At 71.0% G+C, this 11,192-nt stretch carries 9 protein-coding genes; 3 read left to right on the forward strand and 6 right to left on the reverse strand.

Translation table 11 applies throughout. The annotated features are described in order from the left end of the window. Positions 1-3: 3 nt before the first annotated feature. A complete protein-coding gene (locus tag AB0J06_RS21285; protein ID WP_357430689.1) occupies positions 4-1,608 on the reverse strand; it encodes an asparagine synthase-related protein in 1,605 nt (534 codons plus the stop codon). Continuing rightward, complete coding sequence (locus AB0J06_RS21290) at positions 1,608-3,329, reverse strand: hypothetical protein (RefSeq protein WP_357430690.1); 1,722 nt, start codon at positions 3,327-3,329, stop codon at positions 1,608-1,610. Before AB0J06_RS21290 ends, AB0J06_RS21285 begins: the two co-directional genes overlap by 1 nt. 290 nt (positions 3,330-3,619) lie before the next feature. On the opposite strand from AB0J06_RS21290, the gene AB0J06_RS21295 reads away from it, so the two are divergent. Next, complete coding sequence (locus tag AB0J06_RS21295; protein WP_357430691.1) at positions 3,620-5,095, forward strand: polysaccharide biosynthesis tyrosine autokinase; 1,476 nt, start codon at positions 3,620-3,622, stop codon at positions 5,093-5,095. Here the strand turns inward: AB0J06_RS21295 and AB0J06_RS21300 are convergent. From AB0J06_RS21300 to AB0J06_RS21315, 4 genes are all read right to left on the reverse strand, one after another. Further along, complete coding sequence (locus AB0J06_RS21300; RefSeq protein ID WP_357430692.1) at positions 5,076-5,669, reverse strand: low molecular weight phosphatase family protein; 594 nt, start codon at positions 5,667-5,669, stop codon at positions 5,076-5,078. The two genes, AB0J06_RS21295 and AB0J06_RS21300, sit on opposite strands and share 20 nt — an antisense overlap. Positions 5,670-6,073: 404 nt before the next feature. Continuing rightward, positions 6,074-6,406 (reverse strand): hypothetical protein, encoded by a 333-nt coding sequence (locus tag AB0J06_RS21305; RefSeq protein WP_357430693.1) that lies wholly within the window; start codon positions 6,404-6,406, stop codon positions 6,074-6,076. A 128-nt stretch (positions 6,407-6,534) separates the two neighbouring features. Next, entirely contained in the window at positions 6,535-8,091 is a 1,557-nt protein-coding gene (locus AB0J06_RS21310; protein WP_357430694.1) for a glycoside hydrolase family 43 protein, read from the reverse strand. 211 nt (positions 8,092-8,302) lie between these two features. Beyond that, the gene (locus tag AB0J06_RS21315) at positions 8,303-9,400 is read right to left on the reverse strand and encodes an endo-1,4-beta-xylanase (RefSeq protein WP_357430695.1); all 1,098 of its coding nucleotides are present in this window, start codon (positions 9,398-9,400) and stop codon (positions 8,303-8,305) included. 263 nt (positions 9,401-9,663) lie between these two features. On the opposite strand from AB0J06_RS21315, the gene AB0J06_RS21320 reads away from it, so the two are divergent. Next, a complete protein-coding gene (locus tag AB0J06_RS21320; protein WP_357430696.1) occupies positions 9,664-10,686 on the forward strand; it encodes a LacI family DNA-binding transcriptional regulator in 1,023 nt (340 codons plus the stop codon). Between the two features lie 313 nt (positions 10,687-10,999). After that, positions 11,000-11,192, forward strand: a 193-nt coding sequence (locus tag AB0J06_RS21325) for a BatC protein (RefSeq protein WP_357430697.1), incomplete at its 3' end; no start/stop codon positions are given.

The raw sequence follows: 11,192 nt of genomic DNA on the forward strand, positions 1-11,192 counted from the left end.
CATTCACTTTTCCGACCGTGCGGGGGCGCGGCGCCGGGCGGTGGTCAGGCGCTGCATCATCGGGACGATGTTCCAGCGCACGGCGCCGATCAGATCATGCGCGTGTTCGAGAGCCGTGTAGTCCTGCCGCGCCGCGTTCTCGGCGATCGCGCGGTCGAGGTCGTTGTCGCACTTCATCAGCACCGCGTCGAAGTCGCGGCGCACCGGCTCCAGCAGGTCGTAGCCGAACGACCGGTGCAGCCGCGCGAAGAGCGGTTTGTACAGCCGGGCCCGGTCGTGCAGCCCCGTCGAGTACGACATGGGGTTCTTCGGCCGCTGGCGGATGTAGTCCGGCAGGATGTCGGCGAAGGCCTCCCGCACGATCCACTTCTCCTGCCCCTCGCGCATCTTCAGATGCAGCGGCATCCGCATCGCCAGCTCGACGAGGGACGGATCAAGGAACGGCACCCGGGCCTCCACGCCCTGTCCCATGCTGATGCGGTCCACCCGCTGCAGTTCCGTACGGCCCAGGTTGCGGATCTTGTGGAGAAACAGTCGTCGCGCCTGGTCCGCGCCGACATCGTGATACATCGGGTAGCCGCCGAAGAGCTCATCCGAGCCGTCACCGGTGAGGACGACCTTGACACCGAGCTCGTGGACCCGCCGGAAGAGCGGAACCGACACCACGGCGTTGATGGTGTCGCCGTACTCGGTCAGTTCCCCCATCTGGATCGCGGTGCGGATGTCGGCGAGCCGGACGTCACGGGGACGCAGCTCGATCACCTCAAGGGGTACGCCGAGCTCGGCGGTGAGGCGGCGCGCGTACCGCAGATCGTCGCTGTCCGGCGTCCCCACGGTGAACGCGACGCAGTCGGGATGCATCTGCTGGACGTGCAGCAGGATGAGCGAGCTGTCCAGGCCGCCGGAGAGCACCACCCCGACGGTCAGGTCGGTGTCCACCCGTACCCGGATGCTGTCCTGCAGCGCGCTGCGGACCAGCTTGACCGCTTCGTCCGGATCCTCGATCGCCGCCTGACTCTCGCCCATCCGCAGCAGGTTGATGTACGGCGCCAACTCCGGCGCGAGCGGTGGCTCGGCCCAGCCATGATGACCCGGGCCGACCTCGTTGACCCGGGCGCCAACCGGAACCAGCGCCTTGACCTCGGAGGCGACGTGCAGGCAGCCATGGCGGCGTGACCAGTAGAGCGGCTTCACGCCGAGCGGGTCGCGGGCCAGGTAGACGCGGCCGGTGGGGCGCTCCACGATCGCGAAGGCGAACTCCCCGCGCAGGTGGTTGACCGCGTCCTCACCCCAACGCAGGAACGCCTCCATCACGATCTCCGTGTCGCTGAGGCTGCGCATCCGCTGCCCGGCACCCACGAGTTCGGCCCGGAGCTCGGAATGGTTGAAGATCTCGCCGTTGTAGCAGAGGAGCCACCGCCCGTCGGCGGAGAGCCACGGCTGCACCGCGCGCTCCCGGTCGACGATGCGCAGCCGTTGCGTACCGGCGAGCAGGCCCTCCTCCATCAGCGACTCCTCGACGTCGCCGCGCGGCGCCAGGGACGTGAGCATCCGGGTGAACGTGGCGGCGTCGGCGCCGGCGCCGACGACGAGAGCGATGCCGCACATCAGGCGTCACCGCCCAGCTCAGTGTCGAAGTCACGCCGCAGCTGGCCGATGGCCGTCGGACTGATGCACACGTGCCACACCTGCCCCTCGTCGATCACGTTGATCGCTTCCCGTTCCTGGTGTTCAAGAAGGACCAGCTCCAGCGCCCGGTGGGCGTCGAACCGGCGGAACCACGACATCTCGATGTCCATCCCGTAGCCGACGCAGTGCGAGCTGGGCAGCATCGCGGCATAGCCGAGAGCGCGGAGCCGGTGCTGATGCTCGATGCTGCGGGTGAGGCTGGTGACCCAGAGTGGCGGAGTGGCCGGTGGCGCGAGCCTCGCGAAATCGCGGGAGAGGCGGTTGAGCAGCGCGACGCTCTCCCTCCGGGCCCGGGTGAAGAGCAGCCCGGCGGTGCGCGGCGTCCGCCCGGTCCACACCCGGCGCTCCGCCGCCCGCGTCACCCGGCTCAACAGGGTCTGCGCCTGACGGCGGTAGCGGAACCGCAGCAGCCGGCGCCGCCGCAGCGGCTCGAGATCCACGAGATCGGTGGAGGTCAGCACGTCCGCGTCGGTGTCGTACGCGCTCGCGTCGCCCCACCACATCGCGTCGATGCGGGACAGCAGGTAGATCCGGATCAGGGCGCCCACGTCCACCGACGAACCGCGCGCGCCCCGGTGCTGGGCGCGCAGTTCGTGCACGATCTCGGCCGTCGTCCCGGCGATTCCGGCCGGCGTCGCGGTGACCACCGGCGCCAACTCGGGTTCGGCGATCCGCCCGGACACGATCGATTCGATCCGCTGCCGCTCCTGGGGAAAGGGGTGTGGCGCCACCTCCTTGAGCAGCTCACCGACCGCCGCCCGGTAGGTGGACAGACTCGGTACCAACGGCGTGATCCCGGTCGCCGGCTCCCACGCCGCCACGCTCAGGTCGCGCCGTCGGCCCTGGCCGGGCAGGCGCGGATCCGTGCCGTCCTTGCGGCCGGAGCCGCCGGTGCGCGACCGCCGCGGCGAGGCGGTCGGGGAGGCTGCCGCGGTACGGCCGCGCGCCGACCGCTCCGGCTGCGGGGGCGCCGGGGGTTGCGGCTCACCGACGGGCGTCGCGCGCCGGCGCGGGAGCCCCGCCGACGGCGCGTCCCGATCGCGTACGCGCCGGGCGACCGCCGACGTGGGCGCGACGAGCGGGCGCACCGTGGGGGAGAACCGCCGCGAGGCGGTCGCCGCGTGCGCACGCAGCACCTCCTCGGCCCGGGCCAGGGGCTCTCGCTCGGCGTCCGACCGCAGCGCGGGCGCGGCCGCCAGCCCGCGCCGTAGCGAGGTCACCGTCGCGTCCGTGCCGACGGAGCGACCGGGTACGGGGATCGCCTCCGCCGGGCGGTGCGGCTGATCCCATTCCGGCTCGTGCCGGAGCCGGTATCCGAACCGTGCGGCGAGGATGAGCAGCAGCGCGACGCTGCTGCCGATCACGGGGACGCTCGGTGGGACGGGACGGTTCGCCAACAGCGACAGGCCCGCGAGGAACACGGTGGTGGTGAGCGCGATCGTAGCCGCCACCGCCTCGAGCTCCGGGCGGCTGCCGAACTGGAGCCGTCCGACGGGGACCGACCGCAGCCGGCCGGCCGCGGCGTACAGGGCGGCCGAGACCACGGCGGCGAAGAGCGCACGGCCGAATTGCGCGAAGGTGAGTTCGAATTCATGTCCCGCTGATTCGGCGAATGTGAAGCCGGCGGACCAGGCCGTCACGTCATACAGCAAGAACGCGATGCGGCGTCGTCGTGGCTGCCAGATGTGCGAGCCGATATTTGTGCCGCGCATTGCGGACCGAGCAGCCGATTCCATACGTCGCCCTCAAGATCCTGCTTCGTGGTAGTGAGCCGTGTTGAGGGGATTAGGGTCGTCCACGGCGTTCAATCAACTACATTCGGTTAGGCGGCAAGTGCACGTGCTTTTCTCATGGTGCCGCATTCCGCGCGCCCCTTGTCACGGTTTCGGCTAGGTAAACAGATATTGCAGGAACGAGAGGTTAGAAGCTGATGGAATTTCGCAATCACCTTGTGGCGGTTCGTCAAAGGTGGTGGCTCGTGCTGACGGCGGTCGCGCTCGCACTTGGGATCGCCGGGTTCGTGACGATGCGCGCCGAACCGAAGTACGCGACGACCGTGACCTTCTTCGTCACCACCCCCAATCAGGGGGTGAGCGACGCCTATCAGGGTGGCCTCTTCCTGCAGCAGCGAGTCAAGTCCTACGTCGATCTGCTTACCAGTGACCGGCTTGCCCGGACGGTGGTCGAGAGCCGCAACCTGGGCCTCACAACGGACGAGGCGCAGTCGCGGATCACATCCCGGGTCCAGGCGGACACGGTGCTGTTGGAGGCGAGCGTCGTCGACGAGGACCGGGGGCGCTCGATGGAGCTGGCCAAGGCGGTATCGGCCCGCTTCATCGAACTCGTCCAGAAGATCGAGACGCCACCCGGTGCCGACCGGTCGGCCGTCAAGGTCGAGATCGTCGGTGGGCCGCGCCTCGACCCGCAACCGGTCTCCCCGCGTCCGGTCCGCGACCTGTCGATCGCGGGGGTCCTCGGCCTGCTGGTCGGCGTAGGACTGGCCGCGCTGCGCGGCATGACCGACACCACCGTCCGTGACCAGGCCGCTCTGGGGCGCGCGGCGGAGACCCCTCTGCTCGGTCTCGTTCCCTTCGAGAACGTTGCGAAGAGCTCTCCGCTCGTCGTCGGTGACGCCGCCCACTCGCCGCGCGCCGAGGCGATCCGGAAGCTACGGACGAACCTGCGCTTCGTCAACGTGGGAGAGACGGTGCAGGTCCTCGCCGTGACGAGCGCCATGCAGGGGGAGGGGAAGTCCACGATGGCGTGCAACCTGTCCATCACCCTCGCCGAGGCCGGCTGGCGGGTCCTGCTCGTCGACGCCGATCTGCGCCGCCCGCACGTCGCGGACTACATGGGGATGGAGTCCGGGGTGGGGCTGACCGACGTGTTGATCGGCGAGGTCGCCGTGGAGGACGTGCTGCAGCCCTGGGGTGATCTCTCCCTCTCCGTGCTGCCCAGCGGTTCGCTGCCGCCCAACCCCAGTGAACTGCTCGGCTCGAAGACGATGTTCGACCTGCTGACGACGCTCAAGCAGCATGCGGACATCGTCGTGGTCGATACCGCTCCACTGCTGTCGATCACCGACGGCGCGGTGATCGCCGCCCAGTGCGACGGCGCGCTGCTCGTCACCCGACGCGGGAAGACCTCCACGTCGCAGGTCACGGCCGCCGCGACCGCCCTACGGGCGGCTGGTGCCCGGCTCCTCGGGTCGGTGCTCAACATGTCCGCCATGCCGAAGGCCGACGCGTATCAGTACGCGGCGTACAAGGTGCCGACCACGCCGACGACGCCGATGCGCCCGCGCGTGCCCGCCAAGACACGACAGGCTGTCGCGCCGGCCCAGAACACGGGCCCCGGGGACGGCAGGCACGGTCGCGTGAAGAAGCTCAGCAAGACCGGGCGATAACCGCGGCGATCGGACGTAACGCCTGCTCGATCTGATTCGCGCAGAGGCGGAATTCGGCGAGTGGTTCGCCGAGCGGATCGGGCAGGTCGTCCGCCACGGGCGGGGCGGGCTGCACCAGGGCGCGGGCCCGACCGGCGGTCGAGACCAGATCGCGCAGCCTCTCGGTCGGCGGGCCGTCGGTCTCGACCGCCCGCCACCCGTGCTCCGTCGCCGCGGTGACGAGACGCGAAAACTGACGCAACGTGAAGGTGCGGCGGACCGTGCCGGGGGCGAGCGCGACACAGGCGGTACGTTGCTCGCGGGTCGCGGTGAGGATGACGCCAGCCTGCGCGAGCACTTCCGCCGTCACGGGACGACTGCGGAAGGGCGCGGGGTCCATCGAACGCTCGACGGCCAGTTTGGCGGCGTGCGGATGCATCGGATGACCTGGCACGGCGTGTGTGCCGGCACTCAACACCGGGAGCGAACCGACGTCGGCCGGCAGGTGTTCGGCCAGCAATTCGCGCGCGATGTATTCCGCCATCGGTGACCGGCACAGATTGGCGTGGCACACGAACAGGAGACCCCCGCCCATCCATATCCCCCTCGCCGGACTTGCCCCGGCCGCTCGATGTCCGTTCGTGAACATAACCTACGAGGTGGTAGACGACATTCTATCTACCGGCGCCCGAGATCGACGAGTCGGAGACACGTAACTGCTGGCGGCTCCAGATGCGGTGGGCGCAATCGCCCGCCCCGGATGTGGAGGCCTGCCAGCGGGAGATGGCGCACCCCGGCACCAGCCTTCGTCGCCACCGCGAACGCCCCGGTCCACATCGGCCAGCTGGCGGCCCGCCCGTCGCGGCGGGCAACTCCCGCCCCCCGTCCCGCGAAGAACCGCTGGCGACGGCGCGTCGCGAAGGCGCTCGCCGCGTCGGCGCAGCCCCGCGCGGCCGGCACCACGCCGCAGGATCTACAGCAACTCGTGTGCCTGGCCGTTCAGGCGGTTGCGCGTGTCCAGGACGAACGGACGTCATCGAAGGTCAGATCCGGCACCCCGTGGCGTAGCGGTGTGGGCACCGTGATGACCGCGTACTGGAAGTCCTGCGCGTCGGCGTGGTCCGTCGACGGCAGGTAACGGCGGCTCGCCACGGCCAGCGCCACCGTCTGGTCCGACACATCCTCGAGATTCGATTCCCCCGCGCGCAGGCGCGCGATTCGGCGATTATCCACGTCGACACCGACGACGTCATACCCGGTATCAACCGCGCGCATTGCGACGGGCGGCCCGACATATCCCTGTCCGACGATTACTAGCCGATTGGGAACCATGGGGGGATTCTGCGCGGTCGCGGCTGTCCACCGAGGCGGGTCGGTCAACTGCTGGCCCTCCTGGCACGGCTGCGGCCGAACGTCCCTTGTGGTACGACCTGGTCGGCTACGGGTTATGGCCGCGGGGGTCAGAAGTCGTGCAGCGCGGTGTCGTGGCCCTCGTAGTCGTACCAGTCCACGTGCACCGCGCCGGCCCCGGCGAACATGCCGATGACGCGGCCCGTGAAGCCACCGGCGACCTCGGTGGAGAGGTATCTCCCGTCGAGTTCGGCCAGCGGCAGGAACCGCCCGTCGTCCTCCTCCACGCCGAGGCGGACGACGTCGGGCTCCTGGCGGGGATGGTCCGGGCTCGGCGCCGAGGCGCGGGTCTCCACGCGCAGCACCGCGGGGCCACCGGGGAGCGGGCGCTCGCCCAGGGACTGTTCGAGTGGCCCGATCCGCGCCCGTACCCGGGCGGTGCGGCCGGAGATCTCGACCGCGTAGTGGTGCTGCTCGTCGAGGCGCACCGCCAGCCCGCCCCGGCCGTGCGCGACCTCCACCTTGGCCCGCACCCGGACATTGAGGTGAGCCTGTCGGCGGCCGACGAAGGTGACCCCGGGCTCGTCCAGTGAGCGCGCGCCGGGGCGGAGCGTGAGCCAACCCGGTCGTTCCGTCAGTGACACCCGCTCCGGGGCGCGCGAGCGCACCGAGATCCACTGTGGCGCCAGCGTGTCGGTCGCGAAATCGTCGCGTACCGGCGGCACCGGCCAGCGCGCGGGCGGCATCGCCGGGGCGCGCATCACCGGGTTGACCTCGCCGACGACCGGCCAGCCGTCGGTCCAGGTGACCGGGGCGAGGAAGGTCTCTCGGCCGATCACGTGCCAGCCGGGCGTCCCGCCGCGTGGGCGGACCCCGAGAAAGAGCAGCCACCACGAGCCGTCGTGCGCCCGCACGAGATCGCCGTGACCGGTGTTCTGGATCGGCCGGTCGGTGCTGCGGTGGGTGAGGATCGGATTGGCCGGACACGGCTCGAAGGGCCCGGTCGGCGAGGGTCCACGGGCGATGGAAATGCCGTGCCCACGTTCCGTGCCGCCCTCGGCGATCAGCAGATACCAGAGATCGCCGATCTTGTAGAGGTGCGGCGCCTCCGGGTACTGGCCGCCGGCGCCCGACCACAGCCGCCGCGGTGCCTCCAGCGCCCGCCCCGTCATCGGGTCGATGCGGACCTGTCCGATGCCGGCGAAGGTGCACCAGCAGTTGCCCTCGTCGTCCCAGGCCAGGTCGGGGTCGATCGCGGGCACGGCGGGCACGAGGATCGGCTCCGACCAGGGGCCGGCCGGGTCGTCGGTGGTGACGATCAGGGTGCCGCGGTGCGGGACGTTCGAGGTGATCAGCCAGAACCGGCCGTCGTGGTGGCGCAGGGTGGGCGCGTACACGCCACCGGAGGAGGGTGTGCTCTCCGGTAGGGGGAGTTGGGTCGGCCGGTCCAGCGCGTTCCCGATCTGTCGCCAGTGCACGAGGTCACGGCTGTGGAAGATCGGCACGCCCGGGAAGTATTCGAAGCTGGAGCACGCCAGGTAGTAGTCCTCCGCGACGCGGCAGACACTCGGGTCCGGATGGCAGCCACCGATGACGGGGTTGCTGAAGGTGCCGTTCGCGGAACTGATCGGATCCTCCGGGGGCTCGGGTGGGGGACGGGTCGGCATCCCGGCGGGACGCCGACCCGACCGTCGCCGGGTGCGGATCAGCGCTCGATGACCACAGTGGTCAGCGAGGGCCGCGGCGGCTCGATCGGCAGTTCCCGTCCGAGGGGACGGTCCGTCCCGATTGTCGCCGCCGAGTGGGTCTCATCGGTACGGTACGTGCTTGCGCGCGTACCCGCTGTCCGGCCACCGGGGGATGCGGGGTCCGTTCCGCTCACCGCGGGCCGCGGCGCGCGCCGCCCGCGGCGAGGACGAGGCTGGTGGTCACCGCGGCGTGCGCCGGTTTCGGCTGGAAGGACTCGTCGAGCAGGTTCGCCGCGCCCTGACCGGCGAACCAGCCCGGCACCCACGAGTACCTGTCGGTGAAGCCCCACACCGTGTACGACACGCAGCGGCGGGCCAGCAGGCACGCCTGCAGCAGGACGGTGTAGCCCTGCGCCTGGGCCTGCAGTTTCGTGGCGTCAGCGGAGAGCGGCATGCGGACGTCGACCTCGGTGAACGCCGTCTCGACCCCGAGCGCGTCGAAGCGCCGCAGGTTCTCCAGGACGTCACCGGGGAAGCCGTACTGCACGCCGAGGTGGCCCTGGATGCCGAAGCCGTGCACCGGCACGCCCTCGCTGCGCAGTTGCTTGATCAGGTTGTGGTACGCGTCGCTCTTGGCGTTGCGTCCCTCCACGTTGTAGTCGTTGAGGTAGAGCCGGGCCTGCGGGTCGGCCTGGTGGGCCCAGCGGAACGCGTCGGCGAGGTAGCCGGGGCCGAGCTTGCGCAGCCACAAGCTGTCGCGCAACTGGCCGTCGTCGGTGAAGACCTCGTTCGCGACGTCCCAGTGCCAGATCCGGCCCTTGAAATGGCGCACCTCGTCGAGGATGTGCTGGCGAAGGATCTGCCGCAGCTCGGCGGGGGTGAAGTCGGCGGCGGTGACCCAGGCGGGATTCTGGTTGTGCCAGACCAGCGTGTGCCCGCGCACCGTCTGCCGGTTGGCGCGGGCGAAGTCCACCAGCCGGTCGGCGGCGGCCCAGTCGTGCACGCCCCGCTGCGGCTCGGTCGCCTCCCACTTCATGGCGTTCTCGGCGGTGACGGTCGAGAACTCCCGCGCGACGATCTCGCGGTAGGGGGTGTCGGCGGCGAGCGCCGCCATGTCGACGGCGGTGCCGATCCGCAGGCCGGCGCGGGCGGCGAGGGCGCGCAGGGTCTGCCCGCCGGGGGTGGCGGGGTCCGGCGCGGCCGGGCGGGCGCTGGCGGCGAGCGGAGCCGCGGCGACCAGGGAGATGAGGATGGCGGTGGCGGTCGTGACGGCGCGGGTCACCTGCATGGAGACCTCCGGGGCTTCGGGGGCTTCGGGAGTTGGGGGGATCACGAAGGGCTCAGGAGCGCCGACCGCTGGCGGTCGACCGGTACTGTCACCGACAAGTTTCCGGAACACTTCCGTAACTTGTTGGGAACGCTAGGGTCCTACGGTCCGGGCAGTCAAGGCCGCGGCTGCGGCAAGATAACGGCAGGCTCCCTCCGGGGTGCCGCTTCGGCTATCGAAAGTGTTTCGGTCGTACGCTGGAGCCTCGACGAAGGAGCAGCCCCGTGACGGTCGACGAAGGACGCAGGATCACGATCACCGCGATCGCCCAGGAAGCCGGGGTCTCGGTGCCGACCGTCTCCCGCGTGCTCAACGGTCGCAACGATGTCTCGCCCCAGACGCGTGAGCGGGTCGAGGAGTTGCTGCGTCGGCACGGCTACCGGCGTCGGGCGACCCGCTCCCGCGCCGGGGCCAGCCTGATCGATCTCGTCTTCAACGACCTGGACAGCCCGTGGGCCGTCGAGATCATCCGCGGCGTGGAGGATGCGGCGCACGCGGCCGGGGTCGGCACCGTGGTGTCGGCCATCCACCGCCGTTCCGCCTCGACGCGGCAGTGGCTGCAGAATCTGCGTACCCGCGCCACCGACGGGGCCATCCTGGTCGCCAGCGACCTCGCCCCGCCGGTCCACTCCGAACTGCGCCGGCTCAACGTGCCGATGGTGCTGGTCGACCCCGCCGGGGTGCCGAGTCTGGACATTCCCACGATCGGCGCCACCAACTGGGCGGGTGGGCTGCGCGCGACGGAGCATCTGCTCTCGCTCGGCCACCGGCGCATCGGGTTCATCGCCGGATCGCCGCAGATGCTCTGCAGCCGGGCGCGGCTCGACGGCTACCGCGCGGCCCTGGAGGCCGCCGGGATCGCGGTGGTTGACGACCTCATCCGGCCCGGGGACTTCTACCACGAGTCCGGCTTCGAGGGCGCTCGCGCGCTGCTCGATCTCGACGAGCCGCCGACCGCGATCTTCGCCTCCAGCGACCAGATGGCGTTCGGGGTCTACGAGGCGCTGCGGCGCAGAGGCCTGCGGGTCCCGGACGACGTGAGCGTCGTCGGCTTCGACGACCTCCCCGAGGCGCGCTGGGCCTCCCCGCCGCTGACCACCGTCCGTCAGCCCCTGGCCGAGATGGGGTTGCTCGCGGCCCGGACCGTGCTGCGGCTGGCACAGGGGGAGCCGCTGGACACGCCGCGCATCGAACTCTCCACCGATCTCGTCGTCAGGGACAGCTCCGCCGCACTGCCCGGAGCGTGACGGGCGCCCGCTCGTGTTCCGGGATGTTTCCGGTAGGTCTTTGCCGTCGGCCGACGCGAATCCCGTGGCAACGCTTCCCCAGACGTTCCTGAATCGCCGTGCCGCCCTTGTGGCGTCCGGCCGTGACTCACTGGGTGGACTCTTACCGTCGCCCCGCCTGCCGCGTCCGCTGACCATGCGGCGGAGGGCGCGGGCCACCGGGTTTGGGCGTCGTGCACGGGGTACCCGCGTCCATGACGCCCCGCCGAGGCCGTCGAGGCGTCGCGGGACGGGGCGCCCGGATGCGGAGGCGGACCGGGGGATAGGGGGCACGATGCGACTCGACGACGACGACATCAGGACGACCGGAGGCGGTCGGCCGGGTGGCGAAGGCCCGGCCGACGGCGGCGCCAATCCCGCGGGCCGGGACGGGGGCGCGGACGGTGCCGCCCGGGACGAGGGACCCGCCGACGGCGGAGCCACCCCCGGTCAGCAGGACGGCGGCGCCGACGGAGGCGCCGGTGCGC

The sequence above is a fragment of the Micromonospora sp. NPDC049679 genome (genome assembly GCF_040659735.1).
Taxonomy (GTDB): Bacteria; Actinomycetota; Actinomycetes; order Mycobacteriales; family Micromonosporaceae; genus Micromonospora_I.